Annotated in this window: 17 protein-coding genes; 13 read left to right on the top strand and 4 right to left on the bottom strand. The window is 27.5% G+C overall.

The genetic code is table 11. From position 1 onward, the window contains the following. Nucleotides 1-136 precede the first annotated feature (136 nt). The 9 genes from K5V21_RS08195 (at nt 137) to K5V21_RS08155 (ending at nt 12095) form a co-directional block, all read left to right on the top strand. The gene (locus tag K5V21_RS08195; RefSeq protein ID WP_221860713.1) at nt 137-1909 is read left to right on the top strand and encodes an NEAT domain-containing protein; all 1773 of its coding nucleotides are present in this window, start codon (nt 137-139) and stop codon (nt 1907-1909) included. A 13-nt stretch (nt 1910-1922) separates the two neighbouring features. Continuing rightward, the gene (locus tag K5V21_RS08190) at nt 1923-2771 is read left to right on the top strand and encodes an NEAT domain-containing protein (protein ID WP_221860711.1); all 849 of its coding nucleotides are present in this window, start codon (nt 1923-1925) and stop codon (nt 2769-2771) included. Between the two features lie 27 nt (nt 2772-2798). Then, the gene (gene isdE, locus K5V21_RS08185; RefSeq protein ID WP_221860709.1) at nt 2799-3686 is read left to right on the top strand and encodes a heme ABC transporter substrate-binding protein IsdE; all 888 of its coding nucleotides are present in this window, start codon (nt 2799-2801) and stop codon (nt 3684-3686) included. A 1-nt stretch (nt 3687) separates the two neighbouring features. Further along, nucleotides 3688-4677, top strand: coding sequence for a FecCD family ABC transporter permease (locus K5V21_RS08180; protein WP_221860707.1), 990 nt, complete (start codon nt 3688-3690; stop codon nt 4675-4677). A gap of 1 nt (nt 4678) precedes the next feature. After that, nucleotides 4679-5461 (top strand): ABC transporter ATP-binding protein, encoded by a 783-nt coding sequence (locus K5V21_RS08175; RefSeq protein WP_221860705.1) that lies wholly within the window; start codon nt 4679-4681, stop codon nt 5459-5461. 144 nt (nt 5462-5605) lie between these two features. After that, nucleotides 5606-6547 (top strand): FAD:protein FMN transferase, encoded by a 942-nt coding sequence (locus K5V21_RS08170; RefSeq protein WP_245000679.1) that lies wholly within the window; start codon nt 5606-5608, stop codon nt 6545-6547. Then, entirely contained in the window at nt 6544-6936 is a 393-nt protein-coding gene (locus K5V21_RS08165; protein WP_204594954.1) for an FMN-binding protein, read from the top strand. The genes K5V21_RS08170 and K5V21_RS08165 overlap by 4 nt, the downstream gene beginning before the upstream one ends. A gap of 14 nt (nt 6937-6950) precedes the next feature. Continuing rightward, nucleotides 6951-10646 carry an FMN-binding protein gene (locus K5V21_RS08160; protein ID WP_221860701.1) on the top strand — a complete coding sequence of 1232 codons (3696 nt, stop codon included), beginning with the start codon at nt 6951-6953 and terminating at the stop codon, nt 10644-10646. Nucleotides 10647-11240: 594 nt separating this feature from the next. Beyond that, nucleotides 11241-12095, top strand: coding sequence for a YitT family protein (locus K5V21_RS08155; protein WP_221860699.1), 855 nt, complete (start codon nt 11241-11243; stop codon nt 12093-12095). Between the two features lie 108 nt (nt 12096-12203). Here K5V21_RS08155 and K5V21_RS08150 read toward each other — a convergent pair whose 3' ends face one another. Then, nucleotides 12204-12452: a hypothetical protein gene (locus tag K5V21_RS08150; protein WP_221860697.1), complete on the bottom strand. Its 249-nt coding sequence runs from the start codon at nt 12450-12452 to the stop codon at nt 12204-12206. A 498-nt stretch (nt 12453-12950) separates the two neighbouring features. On the opposite strand from K5V21_RS08150, the gene K5V21_RS08145 reads away from it, so the two are divergent. Then, complete coding sequence (locus K5V21_RS08145) at nt 12951-13292, top strand: zinc ribbon domain-containing protein YjdM (protein WP_221860695.1); 342 nt, start codon at nt 12951-12953, stop codon at nt 13290-13292. A 171-nt stretch (nt 13293-13463) separates the two neighbouring features. Here the strand turns inward: K5V21_RS08145 and K5V21_RS08140 are convergent, their stop codons facing one another. Next, nucleotides 13464-13847, bottom strand: coding sequence for a VOC family protein (locus K5V21_RS08140; protein ID WP_221860693.1), 384 nt, complete (start codon nt 13845-13847; stop codon nt 13464-13466). A 201-nt stretch (nt 13848-14048) separates the two neighbouring features. On the opposite strand from K5V21_RS08140, the gene K5V21_RS08135 reads away from it, so the two are divergent. The 3 genes from K5V21_RS08135 to K5V21_RS08125 all read left to right on the top strand — a co-directional run bounded on the left by K5V21_RS08135 (nt 14049) and on the right by K5V21_RS08125 (nt 15772). After that, the gene (locus tag K5V21_RS08135) at nt 14049-14744 is read left to right on the top strand and encodes a hypothetical protein (protein WP_221860692.1); all 696 of its coding nucleotides are present in this window, start codon (nt 14049-14051) and stop codon (nt 14742-14744) included. 15 nt (nt 14745-14759) lie between these two features. Continuing rightward, on the top strand, nt 14760-15389 hold the full coding sequence (locus K5V21_RS08130) for a sensor histidine kinase (RefSeq protein ID WP_221860690.1): 630 nt from the start codon (nt 14760-14762) through the stop codon (nt 15387-15389). A 95-nt stretch (nt 15390-15484) separates the two neighbouring features. Beyond that, the gene (locus K5V21_RS08125) at nt 15485-15772 is read left to right on the top strand and encodes a DUF2087 domain-containing protein (RefSeq protein ID WP_221860688.1); all 288 of its coding nucleotides are present in this window, start codon (nt 15485-15487) and stop codon (nt 15770-15772) included. A 141-nt stretch (nt 15773-15913) separates the two neighbouring features. On the opposite strand, the gene K5V21_RS08120 is transcribed toward K5V21_RS08125, so the two are convergent. Together K5V21_RS08120 and K5V21_RS08115 are read right to left on the bottom strand one after the other, a co-directional pair. Continuing rightward, the gene (locus K5V21_RS08120) at nt 15914-16777 is read right to left on the bottom strand and encodes a 2-oxoacid:ferredoxin oxidoreductase subunit beta (RefSeq protein ID WP_221860686.1); all 864 of its coding nucleotides are present in this window, start codon (nt 16775-16777) and stop codon (nt 15914-15916) included. Further along, complete coding sequence (locus tag K5V21_RS08115; protein ID WP_221860684.1) at nt 16778-18454, bottom strand: 2-oxoacid:acceptor oxidoreductase subunit alpha; 1677 nt, start codon at nt 18452-18454, stop codon at nt 16778-16780. Between the last annotated feature and the right edge of the window lie 19 nt (nt 18455-18473).

The following is an 18473-nucleotide window of genomic DNA, read 5'->3' as shown; positions in this document are numbered from 1 at the left end:
ACTATATACAGTTAAACACTAAGGATAAAGAATATGATAATATAAAAAAACAAAGTGATTATCATTCTCAATAATATTGTTAACTATTATTAGTAATATGTCAAATAATAAAAAAATACTAGGGGGATTTATTTTTATGATAAAAAGAAAAGCAAATATATTAATTGCAGTTGCATTAGTTACATCAGTGCTTATGGGAAGCGGTATAGGAGTACATGCATTTGCTTCAGAATTAAGCAATAACAAAGAAATAGTAGAACACCTTAATGGTGGTATTTATGAAGTTGAAAATAAGACATCCTATATAACTCCAGGAAATGAAACTGGAGAAAGTATGTCTAGAAAAACTTTAGAAAAAACTACAAAATTAACAATAAAAAATGGAAATACATATATGAAATTAAATTTCAATAAAGGCTTATATTCTTTTATGCAAAATATTAAGGTGAGTATTGATGGAAAGGATCTAAAAATAAAAGAAAATAAAGATGATAAAAGTATAGAATTTGAAGTTCCATCACCAGAGGCTAAAGTTCATATAGGAATGTTTATAACTGCGATGGGAAAAAATGTTGAAATGTTTGTAGTTAATGATATGAGTACTTTAAAAACAATAAATGAAATGCCAATAATAAAGGCAAAAGATATAACTGTTTCAAAGCAGGATAAGATAGATTTATTATCTAATGTAACCGCAGAAGATAAAGAAGATGGAAATATTAAAGTTAAAGTTTTAGGAGATACAAGTTTTATAAAAAATGGAGTAGCAGTAAAAACTGGAACTTATAAAGTTACTTACAAAGCTGAAGATAAAGGTGGACTTGTTGCAACTAAAGATATAAAGATTACTGTAAAAGATAAATCAGAATCTAATAAAGATAGCAATGAAGTTAAAAAATACAAAGATGGCGATTACTCAATACAAAACGATGTTAAATACATAGGTAATGGAAATGCTGAAATAGGAAACAGCATGGCAAGAAGAGTTTTAAATGAAAACAGTGAAATTAATATAAAGAATGGAAAGATTTATGCAACTTTAGAATTGGATAAAGTTCAATATGGATTTTTAAAAAATATAAAAATAAATGTAAACGGAAAGAATGTAAATTTTACTGAAAATAATAGAAAAGTAAAATTTGAAGTGCCTAGCTTAAATTCTAAAATTACTATGTCAGCTTTTGTAACAGCTATGAATAAAGATGTTATTTTCCAAACAATATTAAAAGAAAATACATTGAAAAAGGTAAATTTATCGAAAGATTATACAAATAAGCTAGAAGAGAATAAGGATACTGCTTCAAGCAATGAAAATAAATCAAGTAATGAAAATAAATCAAATAATGAAGTTAAAGATAATACATCTTCAAGGAAGGCAAATAAGGTAAATGCTAAAAGGGAAGAAGTTATAAGAGGAAAAGTATACACTATAAAAAATAAAGTAACTCATAAGAGCCAAACAGGAATAGATATGGCAAGAAAAAATCTAGATAGCAATTCACAAGTTGAAGAAGTAAATGGGAAAACTTATGTAACCTTAACATTTACAGGTGGTCAATATATGAAGGATTATGAAATACATGTAGCAGGAAATAAAGTTAATCATAAAATTACTTACAAAAATGGAAATGTAACAAAGGTAAGATTTGAAGTTCCAAACTTAGATTCAAAAATAAAAGTAAAAAGCTTTGTAATACCAATGGGTATGAATGTTGAATTTGGAGTTGAATTATTAAAAGATACATTAAAATTTGAAAAAGAATATAAGGTAAGTGATAGTGAAGTAAATAAGGAATATGGGATAAGTAATAAATTACCTGCTACTGGAATGGATTTTTTAGGAAGTGTCTTAGCTGGATTAGGATCAATAGGTGCAGGTGCATTAGCTATTCTTTCAAAGAGAAGATAAAAGGAGAAAAGTTGTGAAAAATATAAAACATTTAATTGTAGGATTTTTAGTATTTACAATTTTCTTTATAGGAGGAATTAGTAACAGTATAGTTGCTAATGCAACTAATAAAAATCTATCCCATGGAATTTATGAGTGTGAAAACAATGTAAAACATGATTCAGAAGTTGGAATGTCTATGGCAAGAACTTACACGAATAAAAAAATGAATGTAGAAATTTATAAGGATAAAGTAGAGTTTACGATAGGTTTTTCAGGCGTGGAATATATGAAGAATTTCAGAATCCTTATAAATGGAAAAGAAGCATCTATAAAGAATATTAAAAAGGATAAAGACAATAATACAGTAACATTAAAGGTTCAAGGTCCTGATGTAAATTCTAAAATTGAGACTATAATCTATGTTGAACCAATGGGAAGAGATGTTAGATTTGGAGTTGTTCCTAATTTAAAAACAATGAAATTAATTAAAAAAATAGATGAACCAAAATCAAAAAATGATAAAACAGCTTCTAAAGAAGAAAAAAAAGAATCAAGTGATAATAAAAAGAAAGCTAATGAAACAGATAAAAACAAGGTCAAAGAAGAAAAAGTAAAAAGTATGCAAAATAACACAGATAACGATAAAACAGATAGAAATAAGGATAAAGAAGAGAAGAAAGAATCTGAAAATAAATCAGATACTAATGAAAAGAAGGAAGATAAAAAGGTAGAAGATAATATGAATAAAAGTATAACAGAAAAAAGTGAAGATCCAAAAGCTAATGAATCAAATAGCAAGGTTAAATATGGAGCTATTTTTGGAGGAGTTATAATTGCTGGAATTATAGGGGGGATAGTTATAAAGAGATTTAAAAAATAACATTTAAAGTTTAAGGGGAAATGATTTATGAAAATAAAAAGGTATTTTTTATTAGCTTTGGCAATGATAATGACCTGTGCCTTTGTAGGTTGCTTAGATGAGGCTAAAGATAAGACAACAGAAGATAAGAATAATGGCGAAAATGTAGTGGCGACATCTGTTGCTGTAACTCAAATACTAGATAAGTTAGGAGTTAAGCTAAAAGGAGTTCCAACTACTGCTTATAAGTTGCCAGAAAGTACAAAAGATGCTGTTAAAATCGGTAATCCAATGAATCCAGATTTAGAAATAATAAAATCATTAAAACCTAGTGTGGTTGTATCTGTTGATACATTAGGAGAGGATTATAAAAATATTTTTAAGGATAATAATATACCTAGTGAATTTGTAACATTAACTAGTTTAGATGGATTGAAAAACAGTATAACTAAGCTAAGTGATAGATTTTCTAAAAAGGCTGAGGGAGAAAATCTATTAAAGGACTTAGAAAATAAAGAAAAGGAAACGAAAAAATTAGGTGATGGAAAAAGTAAAAAGCAGGTAATGATAGTATTTTCAGTACCAGGAAGTATGATGGTTGCAAGTCCAAAGTCCTACGTAGGTGATTTAGTAAAAATTGCAGGTGGAGAAAATGTAGTTAAGGAAGAAAGGTTACCATTTTACACTTATAACAATGAAGAAGTTACAAAACTTAAACCAGATATAGTACTTGTTATGACACATGGAAAACCAGAAGAAGCTAAAGATTCTGCAAAAGAGAAATTTAAAAATGATCCAACATGGAAAAATATAAAAGCTATAAAAGAAGAAAAAGTTACATATTTAGATAGTGAATATTTTGGAATGAGTGCAAACTTAAATGTAATGGAAGCATTAAATACTCTTGGCAAAATATTATATGGAGATAAGAAATAAAATGAGATTAGTCAAAAACAGAACAAAACTTATATATATTTTAATGGCAATAATACTTTTAGTTGTAGCTATAATAATCTCTTTAAAGATTGGAAGTATAAAGATTAGTTATAGGGAACTTATTCTTGGATTATTTTCTGATAATCCAAGTGGAAATATTGAAATAATTAGGGAACTTAGGATGCCTAGAGTTTTTGTAGCTGGATTAGTTGGAGCAAATTTAGCTATATCAGGAGTACTCTTACAATCAGTAATAAAAAATCCGTTGGCAGACCCATATATAACAGGGATTTCTTCAGGTGCATCATTAGTTGCAGTTTCAGTAATAGTTTTTGCACCAAAGTTAATTAAATTTGGACCTGTGTTTGGTCTTTTAGGAGGGGCAATATCTTGCTTAATTGTATATGGAATGGCTTACAAAAATGGTTTATCACCAATTAGAATTGTTTTAGCTGGAGCTGCTGTAAATGCATTACTTGGTGGATTAACTGTAATAGTAACATTATGTGCAGGACCAGGAGCATCTAATATGCAAATGTGGCTTACAGGAAGTTTAGCTAAAATATCTTGGACAGATTTTAGGATACTAATTGGATATTCAGTTGTTGGAATAATAGTTTCGATACTTTTAAGTAAGTCTTGCAACATTATAGTATTAGGTAATAAAAATGCAAGTAGTTTAGGATATAATTCCACATTGCAAATGATCCTTATAACAACTGTAGCAGTTTTTTTAGCTGGAATATCAACAGCTATAGCAGGGATAATATCATTTGTAGGACTTGTAGTACCCCATATTTGTAGAATTATTATAGGCTCAGATCATAAATATTTAATTCCATTTAGCGGGGTTCTAGGTTCGGCATTATTACTTTTAGCTGATACTTTAGGACGAAGTATAATTAAGCCTTATGAAATACCAGTTGGAATAGTAATGGCTATAATTGGAGCTCCATTCTTTTTATATCTTCTAAAAAGGAGTGATATTTAAAATGATAAGAGCTAATAATATAAGTTTTTGTTATGAGGGTAATAAAGAAATATTAAAGAATATAAATCTTCAAATAAAAGAAGGCGAAATTACTACAATAATAGGTCCAAACGGAAGTGGAAAATCAACATTATTAAGTATATTATGCAATTTAAACAAACCTAAAAGTGGAGAGATTTTTTTAGAGGGGAATAATATTAATAAGTTAAGCAAAAAAGAAATAGCAAGAAAAATAGCTACAGTTTATCAGCATAATTCTGTACCTAATGATATTACAGTAGAAAAACTTATTAGCTATGGAAGATTACCTCACAAAGGATATTTTGAATGTTTAAATGAAGAGGATTTTAAAATTATAAATTGGTCTCTTTTAAAGTCAGGGCTTTTAGAGAAAAAAAATAATATGGTTATGAGCTTGTCTGGGGGTGAAAGACAGAGAACATTTATTGCAATGGCTCTAGCTCAAAAACCCAATATATTATTTTTAGATGAACCTACAACTTATTTAGATATATTTCATCAGATTGAAATATTAGAAACTATTAAAGAATTAAATAAGAAGAATAGGCTAACAGTAGTTATGGTTCTTCATGATATAAATCAAGCAATAAAATATAGTCATAATATAGTAGTAATGAAAAATGGAGAAGTAATAAGAAGTGGAAAAACAGATGAAATAATAGATGAAGATTTAATAAGATCTGTTTATAAAGTACAAGGAACATTAAATAAAGATAAAGAAACACATGAGCTTTATTTTATGCCGAAAAGCTTATATAAATAGGAAAAAATAATGAAAGTTATAGATGTTAAAGAAAATAATAGCAATAGTAGTGGTATTAGCGGTAAGTGGGAGTTTAGTAAGTTTAAACACTTATATAATGATTAAATAAGAATGATAATTTTTTATTTTAGAAGGAGGGATGAAATGGAAAAGGAATCGATTATAAATAGCAACTTCTCTATGCAAGGGTTTTATTTTGATACAGTTGTGGAAATTAGTATATATTGCAATTTAAGCAAAGGTGAGTATATATTAAACAAATCCTTTGATTTTTGTAAATATTATGAGGAACTTCTTAGTAAAACAAAAGAAGGTAGTGATATTTATAATGTAAATAATAGTGATATAAACGGGTTCGATGTTCACAATGAAACACTAAGCATAATAAATAGAAGTTTATATTATAGTGAACTTTCTCATGGGAATTTTGATATTAGTATTCAGCCACTTTTAAAACTTTGGAATTTTAAAAGTGAAAAAAAGATTATTCCTGTTCAAAAGGATATTGATGAAAATTTAGAGCTCGTAAATTATAAAAATATATTGATTAATAAAAATCATATTAAACTTAGAAAAAATGGAATGTCAATAGATTTAGGAGGAATTGCTAAAGGGTATATAGCAAACAGGATAAAAGAGTATTTAATTTCAGAAGGTGTAAGTAGTGGAATAATAAACCTAGGTGGAAATGTCTTATGTATAGGAAAAAAAGAGAACGGAGAAAATTTTAAAATTGGTATTCAAAAACCTTTTTCAGAGAGAGGTGAAATATTAGGGGTGTTAGAAATATGTGATAAATCAGTTGTTTCTTCAGGAATATACGAGAGGTTCTTTAAAAAAGAGGACAAGATATATCATCATATAATAAATCCTAAGGATGGAAGACCTTTTGAAAGTGATTTAATTCAAGTGACTATAGTATCGGAGGATTCTATGGATTGTGATGCATTAAGTACAATAGCATTATCACTTGGTGAAGAGGGGGGAATGAAGCTTATAAATTCTATAGAGGGCGTGGAAGGATTATTTATAAATAAGAATGGTAATATAAGAGTTACTGAAAATTTTCAAGGAGTGTTGGGATGAATAAAAAAGTTATTTTTTCGATAGTAATTATTTCTTTAGGAGCAACATTTGCGGGATGCTCAGATAAAGATGTTAGTATAAATGATAGTAAAAATGAAAAGGGAAGTATTACTTCTAATTCACTTACTTTTAAAAATGGAAATTTTGAGGGTGAAGGAGAAGGATTTAATGGAAAAACTAAAGTATCTCTTGAGATAAAGGATGGAATGATTAAAAAAATAGATGTTCTAAGTTCAAGTGATGATGAAAATTATTTAAATGAAGCTAAAGATTTAATACCTAAAATAATTGAAAAACAAAGTTCGAATGTTGATTCAATAAGTGGAGCTACTTTTAGTTCTAAGGGTATAATTTCAGCTGTGGAAAATGCATTGAATAATGCTAAATAAGGGGGGATTTTATAATGAAAAAATCAAAGATAATTGCAGGTGGGATTCTTATTACAAGCGCAATTGGTGCAACTAGTTTTGCAATAATTGATCCTTACAATATACTTAGTAAGAAGAATGTAGATGTTCCAAAAAAAAGTTCGGATTCTACAGAGACTATTATTAAAGAAAAAGAGTCTATTAATAATGAGAGTGATATAAATTTAAAAGGAATAAAAGATGGTACATATTCTGGAGTTTCAAAAGGTTATGGTGGAGATATTAATGTAAAGGTTACTATAGAGAATAGTAAAATAAAAAATATTGAGGTGGTTTCTCATTCAGAGACGCCTAAATATTATGAGAATGGTAGCAAAGTTATTGCAAGCATTCTAAAAGAGGGTTCTACTAATGTAGATTCTATTTCAGGAGCAACTTTAACTTCTAACGGAATAAAAAATGCTGTTAGAGATGCATTATCTAAAGCAGGTTTCAATATAGATAAAACTAATAAAGAAGAAGTAAGTACATCTAAAAGTAATATTAAATCTGACTACTTAAAAGCTAAAAGCATAGATTTAAAAGAATATAATCTTCAGGATGGAGAATATATAGGTGAGGCTATGGGCTTTAGAGGAAATGTAAAAGTAAAAGTTATAATAAAAAATGATAAGTTAGCAGATGTTAAAGTAATTACTCATAATGATGATGCAGAATTTTTTAATAAAGCTAAAGGGATAATAATTAAAATATTAAAAAATCAAGGTACTGCTGGAGTAGATACAATTTCAGGAGCTACTTATTCAAGTAATGGATTATTAAATGCAGTTAATTCAGCTTTAAATAAAATAGATAAAAAAAATAATGGTATAAACAATACAATAAAAATTTCTAAAAATAATAATAATGGAGTAAATAATACCCCATTAATTAATATAAAAGATATTATTAAAGATATATTAGATAAAAATGGTATTAATGAGGATGAAAATAAAAATAATAATATAAGTTTAAAAGAAAATAAATTAAAAGATGGGGAATACATAGGAGAAGCTAAAGGCTTTAAAGGAAATATAAAAGTAAAAATTATAATAAAAAATGGTACATTAGTAAATATTGAAATAATTAAACATCATGATGATGTAGATTTTTTTAATAAGGCTAATGGAGTAATACTTAAAATATTAAAAAATCAAAATACTGCTGGAGTAGATACAATTTCAGGAGCTACTTATTCAAGTAAAGGAATAATAAATGCTGTTAATAAAGCTTTGAAAGAAAGTATGATGACAGATGATAAAGCTATTGAGGAAAATCAAACCAATAAAGATGTACTCGTAAAGAAAGTTGACAAGTCATCATTAGATGCATTAATTGCCAAAAAGGTTGATACAGAAAATAAAAGATCTGACATTATTGATTATTATAAAGAAAAATTAAATGCTGCAAAAGCTGTATCATCAGATAAAAAGGCAACACAATTAGATGTAGATAATGCTATAACTAAATTGGAAGAAGCAATTAAGGAGTTAAATACTAGTAGTATTTTAAGACATGGACAAATTTATGATGTATCAGCTAAGTTTGATTATAATGCTACATCTAGTGGAGTAAGTGGAATTAATAAAATACTTCAAAAGACTGAAGTTAAATTAAATGAAAATGGAAAAGTAGATGTGACGATGATATTTAAACCACAAAAAGGATACTCATTTTTAAATAAAGGTAGATTTATAATTAAAAATGGTGAAGAAAGCGAAACTTTAAAACCAGAAATTAAAGATGGGATGGAGATATTTAAGTTTACTTTACCTAAATTTGATGAGATATATAATGTAGATGTGTATATTCCAGACAACGAGTTATTTGGAAGTAATGCCTATGTGATGAAATTGTTATGGAATACTCTAAGACCATCAAGTACAGTAGCACCAGAAACTAATCCTCTGGAAGCAGGAAATGATTATACTGTAATGGTTGATATGAAAAATTATAATAGTCCTGAGAACAACTCTATGGCTGACAAGTTTATTGAAAAGCCAGCTACTATATCTGTTGATAAAGATGGGGTAGCTAAGTTGACTTTCCGTATGAAGGAGGAGTTTGCTGGGACTAGGATATATAAAGATAAGAATTTAAAAAATGCGCTATATACCAAAACTATAGGGAATAAAGAGATGGCCTTTAATCTGCCTACTTACGATAAAGAAGGATTGGTGTGGGGAACTAGTAAAATTTTAGCTATGAAAATGAATGTGAAATTTGGATTAAAAATAAATTGGACAACTTTAAAAAACATAAAGGAAAGAACAAGTTTATTAGTAAGAGATGGAGAGGTTTCAGGTAAATTTGGATCCTATAATAGAAAGTATCCGATTAATGTTAATATTTTAGTAGATGATGAAAAAGATATATTTAAAGATTTGATTATTACACATAAAGGAGCTCCTAGTGACAATAGCTTTATGGATAGGGCAGCTAAGGATATATTGGAAAAGATTTTAGATAAACATGCTACTATGGAAACAGTTCGAAGTATTGATGCTGTAAGTGGTGCCACAATTTCAGCTAAAGCCATAAAAGAAACAATATTAATGGCTTTGGAGGAAAGAATGGAGAAAAGTAATACAGCCATTATTGATTTTACTTTTGATGGAAATGGAAGTTTAGAAGGGGAAAAATTATTTAAATCAAAATTAGGGGGTACTTGGAAGGAAAAAGGGGTCATAGCACCTAAACCAATAGCTGCTGAAGGTTATTTCTTTGACCATTGGGAGCCAGCTCTTCCTAGCGGTGATGAAATTATTAAGGGAAATAAGACATATAAAGCTATATTTGTAAAAAAAGCTGATAAGACAGAGTTAGATGCATTAATTGCAAAGAAGATTGATACAGAAAATAAAGTATCTACAATTGTTGATGATTATAAAGAAAAATTGAATGCAGCAAAAGCTGTATCAGTAGATAAAAAGGCAAGACAATCAGATGTAGATAAGGCAAAAAAAGACTTAGAGCTAATAATTTATGCTTTAGATATTAATTTGAAAATTGGACAAGTTTATGATGTGTCAGCTGAATTTAATGGTAATGGTAATAAAGGAGGAGCTGCAATTAATGAAGCACTTCAAAAAACTGAAGTTAAATTGAATGAATATGGAAAAATAGATGTTACAATGACATTTAAACCACAAAAAGGATACTCATTTTCAAGTAAAGGAAGATTTATAATTAAAGAGAATGGAGGAAGCGAGAGCTTAAAACCAGAAGTTAAAGGTAAGTTAGAAATATTCAAATTTACTTTAAATAAATTTGATACAAGATATAATGTAACAGTATATTTACCTAGTAAAAATATTTTTAGTGGAATGGCATCTGGAATGAATTTATCATGGAACACCTTAAGATCTGTGGAGGATAGTATAGATATTAAACCTGAAGTCAAACCTGAAGTTAAACCAGAGATTAAACCTGAAGTCAAACCAGAGGTTAAATCGGAAGCTATTTTAAAAAGTGATGAATATAGACACTTATTACTGAATATATCTTATGGTGAAGTATTATCGTATAAAGATAAAGTATATACAAAAGAATCATTAAATAAACTAAAGCAGGAATTAACAAAAGCTAAAGAGGGAATTAGTAATCCGCAAAAACTAACTAAGAAATTAGTTGAAGATATAAAAGATGCCGTAGATAAAGCTATAGGGGATTTAGTTAAAATAAGTTATTAAGATTAAAGTAATTTATTTTTAAATTATTACTCTAACAATATTAATATTTGAACTGGAATAGTATCAATTGCATATGAAACTAATAAATGTTTATATAAAATAAGGGAATTAATTAATGGAGCTTTGTATGAAAACAAAGCTCCATTAATTTTAAATTATTCATTTTGAAATCTTGAAGTAGATTATCAAAAGCACAGTAAAAATTGTTGCTATTAATAAAATGAGAATTATATATTCAATTAACTATAATGATATAAAATATTTATATCAAATAACAACTGAAAATATTTGATAATGAATTTAGATAGGATTAAGGAAAATATATTTAATTAACAATACTAATTTTAATTAAATGGTATAAAAACTCAATACAATCTTTAAAATATAGATTAACGACACTAAATTATTAATTGAATATTAGAATAAATCCTATATATTTACTATTATTACTTTAATTTGGAATGAGAAGAGCATTTTTTAGCTATGTATGAATAAATATAAGAAATATAGTTGATTTTATGCAAAATTACTATAGATAAAAAATATAATAATAGGTATGATATAATAAAAAATAAAATATAAGGGGGCTTTAATATGAATAGGAAAATATTATACAGAATATTAGCAATATTATTTTATGGATTTTTAGCTGGTATTGGGATAAACACATTCTTAACTCCTGCACATGTATACTCAGGTGGAGTTACAGGTTTATCTCAATTGCTATCATCAATGGGCAATAGCTTTTTACATATTAATATTGGTATTTCAACATGGGTTTTACTTATTAATTTACCACTTATCTATTTATCATGGAGAAAACTTGGTAAGAAGTTTACTTTGTATACATTACTTGCAGTTGTATCGTCATCATTCTTTATTAGATGGCTTCCGGTAAATTCAATAACAAATAATCCACTTTTAGCTTCAATTTTTGGGGGCGTTTTAACAGGCGCTGGAGTTGGAATTTGCTTTAGACTTGGATTTTCTACAGGAGGAACTGATATTATAGTTCTTGTTGTACAAAAATTAACAGGTAAATCTGTAGGTCAATTAGGATTAATACTTAATGGAATTATAGTATCAATTGCGGGAATAGCATATGGATGGGAACTTGCATTATATAGTTTAGTATCTATCTTTGCAAGTACAAAAATTATTGATTTATTGTATATTCAGCAGTATAAATTAACAGTTACAATATTTACAAGAAAAGAAAAAGAAGTAGTTGAAAGTCTTATTAAAAATAGTGTTCGTGGAGTAACAGTTAATCCTGGATTGCATGGAGGATATACAAATGAAGGGTTAACTTCAGTAGTAACAGTTATATCAAAACATGAACTATTCTTTGTTAAGAAAAATATATTAGATATAGATCCAGAGGCATTTGTAAATGTACAGCCAACAATTGAGGTTATTGGTAAATTTGCAGATAATTCATTATTATAATACATATAATGAAATTAGAATAGAAAACACCCAGAAATCTAATTAAAGATTTCTGGGTGTTTTTAAGTCAAATATATGTGAAAAAATTTATTTAAATAGCTTATATTATTAAATCTCCATTACTTTAGCAGTTACGCCATCTAGAGAATTTAAATCTTCCTTTAAAGTTTCAATTTCTTCTGGATTTTCGTTTAAAAGATCTAAAATTACTAATCCAGATTTAGAGCAGCTATTAACGCTTGCTTCATGAATACCAAGTCTTGTTTTTATAATGCAGCCATGTTTAGTTAAAATCTCTTGAACTGTTGGTGCAATTTTATTTCTTGGTGATATTTTTATTGCCATAATTGAAAACATATCAATTCCTCCTAAGATTTACTTATAAAAATTCTCAAAATATTACCCTTGTTAATATTTTATATTCTATATTATGGATTAAAATCCTTCAATTAATACTAATTTTAAACATAAAAAATATAATTTTTACAAGAACAACTTTTATTATAAATAATTTTTATATTTTATATATGGAATATTGATTAAACTTTAGTAAAGTATAAATAAAAAATTCCTATATAAGATCATAATTAGAAAGAGAAATTATCACTAGATATTCCATAATAAAGTATAGATAGTAGAAGCATAATAACTTAATTATAATAGAAGGAAAATAAAAAGTTTTTATTAACATTTGTCAAAGCTAAAAGACTATGATATCATATAAACCTATAAGTAATTCCCTATATACATTTTGTAGACTGTAAGCTTGTAACTACTGATATTATAAAGCTTTAGAAAGGGAAGAGGAAAATTTATATATTATAATTGAAAAGAACGAATGGAGGAAATTAAATTATGGTTAATTTACCAAATTGCCCAAAATGTAATTCAGAATATACTTACGAAGATGGAAGTCTTTTTGTTTGTCCAGAATGTGCTCATGAATGGAATGCAGAAATGGAAGCAGAAAATAATGAGGATACGCTTATTGTTAAAGATTCAAATGGAAATATATTAAATGATGGTGATTCTGTAACAATAATAAAGGATCTTAAAGTAAAGGGAGCTTCATCAGCCTTAAAGAAAGGGACAAAGGTTAAAAATATCCGTTTAGTTGATGGAGATCATAATATTGATTGTAAAATTGATGGCTTTGGAGCTATGCAATTAAAATCAGAATTTGTTAAGAAGATATAATTAGATAAAGATTTAATTTATGGAGCTAGGATAACTTTATAAATATAAAGTTAAACTAGTTTAAGCAAAAAAAGCATAAAAATTATTAAGTATAGTGAGCTAGGCATTAATGCCTAGCTTTTTTGTTTATAGAGATAGAGTAAATTTATTATGAAATAAAAAGATAATTGCTTACTCAGTTATTTCAATTTGATTACCTTCAGGTCCTAATACACAACTTTCGTAATAACCATCGCCTGTTGTACGTGGTCCACTTAATATTTTATAACCAGATTCTTTTAATTTACTTGTTAATTCATCTACCTTTTCTTTACTTCCAACACTAAATGCTAAATGTATATATCCAGTGTGCATCAGTGGTTTTTCTGAAGAAACTACATCAGGACGTGTCATTATTTCAAGTCTTGCATTATCATCAAATGTTAAAAAATAAGTTTGTAACCCTGTTTTAGGATTATAATATTTATTATTAGATGATGCTTTAAAAAATTTAACAAAGAAGTCTTTAGTAGATTCTAAATCATTTACATACATTGCAATATGTTCTATTCTCATTTTTATTCCCCCTATATTACCCTTTATAAATTCAACTTAAATATAAACAATATAATACAATTATTTATAATAGTTATATTAATTATACATAAACAATAGGAAATTCAAAACTAAGATAAGAAATAATTATATTAGGTAATAATTTTGTAATAACTTCCATTTAAAATAAAAATATAGAAATTAAATTTAAGGGGTAAGGGTATGAAGAAAAGAAAAATAGTGTTTCTAATGAGTTGTGTTATGGGAGTAAGTATTATATTTAGTGGATGTAGTAAAGAAAAAACTATAGTATTGGATCAAAAGGTTCAAGAGAGTAAGGAAATTGGAGATAGTATCAATGAAAAGATTATAAATTTAGATGTAGAGGTTAATCAATTATTTATTCCACTTTATCTTGAAGGAGATAAAATATATGGGACATTTGGATTAAGCCAAGGAACATTCGGGGGAGAAGGAACAAAAGAATATCCTGTCTATGGAATCTTTAAAAAGAATTTATATGCTTTAGATACTAAAGGAAATCTAGAAGAAAGTAATAAAGTACCATTAAATTATACTTGGGGTATAAATGTTAATGCAGAGGGGGTATCAGCATTTATGTTTAAAGAAAATCCAAATGATATATATTACTATAATAATGAGACTAATGAGAAGAAAAAGCTTGGAGGGTATACAGAGGAGTGGAATGATAAAATAGACGAAAATAGAGTTTCTGAATATGAGGGAAGGGGAATTTATGATACTAAATGTCAGATTATCGAAGGTAATTCTGATTATGCATATATTGTAGAAAATGAAGAAAAAAGTGATGAAGTAGGGGAAGATAAATTATTAAAATTAGAAATTATAAATATAAATGATAACAAAAAATATATTTATAAAGGAAAAGATGTATAACGATAGAAGAAATTATTGGAATTCTTTAATAATGCAACTCATGAGCTTAAAACGCCTTTGACGGCTATAAAAGGTTATACTCAGTTGTTACATGAAGAAGAGTTTGAGGATAAAGATATAGTTCGGATGTTAAATAATATAGAAGATGAGACTGTAAGGATGAATAATCTAATACAAAATATTTTAACGTTATCAAAATCTGAAATGATATTAAATAAAGAAAAGAAAGAGATAAATTTAAGAAATGAAATAGAAGATATATTAAATCTATTTGATGTAATTATTAGAGAAAATGGATATAAGATAAATTTAAAGTTGGAAAATATAAATATATTTGGAATAAAGGAGGATATAAGGACTTTAATATCTAATTTAATAGATAATGCAATAAAATATTCAGAAGCAAATGAGATAAATATAAGTCTTACTGATAATAAAGAATTAATTATATCTAATAAGTGTAAAAATATAGAAGATAATATAAAGAACAGATTATTAGATCCATTTATAAAAGGAAATACGAAGCAACACGCAAATGGAACTGGACTTGGATTATATTTATGCAAGAAGATAAGTGAAAAAAATAATTTTAAACTAACTTATAGGATAAATGAAGATAAGATTATTTTCATTATAAAGTTTTAAGCGATATAAGAATGGAAATAAATATGTGCAAAATAAATTATTAGTAAGCTTATAATTTAGAAAGATTAAAAATAACATATAAGCGGGGTGAGAATATGGGTAAAAAGGTAGTAGATATTGAAAGATACTTAAATAATGAGAAGAAAATAGTAGTATGGCCTTCAAAAAGGAATGCTAAAAATATAATTCTAGAGTATCTAATAACTAAATTTGAATATGAAAGATATTATAGTGAAAAAGAAGTCAATGAGGTAATAAAGCTTTGGAGTAATTTAGATGATTTCGTTTTGCTTAGAAGGGAACTCTTTGATAACAAATTTTTATTAAGGGAGTCAGATGGATCGAAATATTGGAAAAACATAGAGCGAATAAATAAAAGCTAGATTTAAATATCTAGCTTCTTTATTATTTTATATTAAGTTATTTTTAACCTTATCTGATAAGCCTTTCGTAGTAGCTTCTTTATAATTTAATACTGTATCATATTTTATCTATGCTACTGTTACTTAAAATTAAATTAGTAATTATAAGAACTCATCCAATAATTTTTGTGTATCTTTAGGATTCCACTGCCTATCAATAAGGTTGCATCCTGATTTTAGAACTGGATGGGATTCATTATAAGTTTTCTTCGTTTCATCAAGATATAGTATTCCTATTGGAATACCGGCATCTCCAAATTCTTGAGTTTTCTTAAAGGCCTCAAGCTTATCTTTAGGATTATAATTTTCATCTAATTTATATACTCTATCTTTATACCATTTAAAAGTATTTATTTTATTAAAAGAAACACAAGGTTGTAAAATATCGATTAAGGCATAGCCATTATGATTTATAGCTTTTTTTATGACTTCTTTTAGATGTTCTTTTTCACCAGAAAAGCTTCTAGCTACAAATGTTGCACCAGCACTTATAGCAATTGCTAAGGGATTTAGTGGATCTGTGTAAGTACCATCAAATTGCATAGAAGTTTTTTGTCCTCTTGATGTAGTAGGAGAGCCTTGTCCTTTTGTTAAACCATAAATTTGATTGTTATGAACTAGCTGTACTATATCAACATTTCTTCTAATGTTGTGCAAGAAGTGATTTCCACCTTCTCCATAGGCATCTCCATCACCAGAAGTTACAATAACTTTAAGATCCTTATTTACAATTTTAATAGATTGAGCTGGTGGTAAAGCCCTACCATGAAGTCCATTAAATACATTTGCTCTTAAATAATGAGGAGTTTTAGCAGCTTGACCTATACCTGATACCATAACAACTTCTTCAGGGGATAATCCTAACTCATGCAAAGATTCTTTTATACAAGCCAATATAGCAAAATTACCACAGCCTGGGCACCAAGTATTCTCATCGTTACTGTTAAATGATTTTAATTCTATCATCTAAAAATCCTCCTTTTTGAATTTATCTGAAATTTCACTACCTATTATTTGACGACCATCGTATTTTAATATACTAGAATCCATTAAAATACCTGTTTCTTGAGTTATTAATTTACCTAATTGACCTGTAAAATTCTGTTCAATATTAATTATTTTTTTAGCTTTCTTTGCATAGGTTAGTAGTCTTTTCTTTGGAAGAGGATAAAGGTCGCCAAAGCTTAGACAACCTGTTTTGATACCTTTAGCATTTAATAATTTTACTGCATCTTTTAATGCACCATAAGTTGAACCCCATCCTACAAGAAGAATATCAATATCTTCATCACCAAAATATTCAGGTTCTTCTAAATCATCTTCAATTGAATTGATTTTTCTAAATCTCTTTTCCATTTGAGCATTTCTAACTTCGGCTTTTTCTGTAATATGTCCCCATTCATTATGCTCATCACTATCAACTATAACAACATGATTTTTTAGCTTTCCAGGTATTAATCTCTTAGATATACCACTTTTAGTAACTTCATATCTTTTATACTCTTCATTAGGAAGAAGATCTTTTTCAGTTGAAATATATCTCTCTATTTTAACTTTATCTAAATCATACATAGGAATTGTCACATTAGAATCTGCTATGTATTGATCAGTTAGTAATAAAACTACAGTTTGATATTTATCTGCAATATTTAAGGCTTTAATAGTTTGAGTAAAGGCATCTGCAGCATTTCTTACACTTAATACAATCCTAGGAAATTCCCCATGTGATGCAGTTAAAATAAAACTTAAATCACTTTGCTCTGTTCTAGTAGGAAGTCCTGTAGCAGGCCCAGGTCTTTGAGAATCTATAATAACTAAAGGAATTTCAGCTATACCTGCAAACCCTAGAGATTCTACCATTAGAGAAAAGCCTCCACCGGAGCTACCAGTCATTGCACGAGCACCAGCATATGATGCACCAATAGCAAAATTTATTGCACTTATTTCATCTTCAGCTTGATCAACTACTATGCCAACATCTTTTTGCTTCTTAGATAAATAAGTCATTATACTTGTGGCAGGAGTCATAGGATAAGCTGAATAAAAGTCTAAACCTCCAGCAATAGCACCAAGAGAAATTGCATTATTACCATTTATTAAAATATGATTTGATAAATCATTTCCTTTTAGAGAATATTTTGAATCTAATAAGGTATACCCTAGATGGATTGCCTCAATATTTTTACTTCTTATTGGTTCTTTTAATTTCTGACTAAAAAGTTCATCAACATCACCATGCAGTGAAAAATATTTAAGAATTGCTCCAGCAGCTACGGAAGTAAATCCACGTAGAATACCAAGGCTAGTGGCAGTTTTTATTAATGGTAATTTCAATTCTCTTTTCTCATTAAATTTAATTGATTCATCCATAATAATTATGCCAGTTTCGATTAAATCCTTTATATGAAGAAGGGCAGTATTTTCATCTAAAGCTAAAATTAAATCTAACTCATTTTTGTGAGAATATATAGGTTCTGTTCCAAATCTTATTTGAGTATAATTATGACCTCCTCTAACTCTTGACATATAGTCTTTATTTGAAAATACATAAAAGCCTTTTTTCTTTAGAGCTTTTTCAAGGAAATCACTTACTGTATCCATTCCTTGACCAGCACTACCACCTATTAAAATATTATAGTCCAAGTTTTTCACCTCATTTTAG

The sequence above is a fragment of the Clostridium sardiniense genome (assembly GCF_019753795.1).
Lineage (GTDB): Bacteria > Bacillota > Clostridia > Clostridiales > Clostridiaceae > Clostridium > Clostridium sardiniense.
This window is presented reverse-complemented; position numbering and strand designations above follow the sequence as displayed.

Excerpts from the sequence above, each read along its gene's own strand:
- K5V21_RS08195 (WP_221860713.1), top strand. The coding sequence starts at position 137 with ATGATAAAAAGAAAAGCAAATATATTAATTGCAGTTGCATTAGTTACA.
- isdE (WP_221860709.1), top strand. The coding sequence starts at position 2,799 with ATGAAAATAAAAAGGTATTTTTTATTAGCTTTGGCAATGATAATGACC.
- K5V21_RS08180 (WP_221860707.1), top strand. The coding sequence starts at position 3,688 with ATGAGATTAGTCAAAAACAGAACAAAACTTATATATATTTTAATGGCA.
- K5V21_RS08175 (WP_221860705.1), top strand. The coding sequence starts at position 4,679 with ATGATAAGAGCTAATAATATAAGTTTTTGTTATGAGGGTAATAAAGAA.
- K5V21_RS08170 (WP_245000679.1), top strand. The coding sequence starts at position 5,606 with ATGGAAAAGGAATCGATTATAAATAGCAACTTCTCTATGCAAGGGTTT.
- K5V21_RS08165 (WP_204594954.1), top strand. The coding sequence starts at position 6,544 with ATGAATAAAAAAGTTATTTTTTCGATAGTAATTATTTCTTTAGGAGCA.
- K5V21_RS08160 (WP_221860701.1), top strand. The coding sequence starts at position 6,951 with ATGAAAAAATCAAAGATAATTGCAGGTGGGATTCTTATTACAAGCGCA.
- K5V21_RS08155 (WP_221860699.1), top strand. The coding sequence starts at position 11,241 with ATGAATAGGAAAATATTATACAGAATATTAGCAATATTATTTTATGGA.
- K5V21_RS08150 (WP_221860697.1), bottom strand. The coding sequence starts at position 12,452 with ATGTTTTCAATTATGGCAATAAAAATATCACCAAGAAATAAAATTGCA.
- K5V21_RS08145 (WP_221860695.1), top strand. The coding sequence starts at position 12,951 with ATGGTTAATTTACCAAATTGCCCAAAATGTAATTCAGAATATACTTAC.
- K5V21_RS08140 (WP_221860693.1), bottom strand. The coding sequence starts at position 13,847 with ATGAGAATAGAACATATTGCAATGTATGTAAATGATTTAGAATCTACT.
- K5V21_RS08135 (WP_221860692.1), top strand. The coding sequence starts at position 14,049 with ATGAAGAAAAGAAAAATAGTGTTTCTAATGAGTTGTGTTATGGGAGTA.
- K5V21_RS08125 (WP_221860688.1), top strand. The coding sequence starts at position 15,485 with ATGGGTAAAAAGGTAGTAGATATTGAAAGATACTTAAATAATGAGAAG.
- K5V21_RS08120 (WP_221860686.1), bottom strand. The coding sequence starts at position 16,777 with ATGATAGAATTAAAATCATTTAACAGTAACGATGAGAATACTTGGTGC.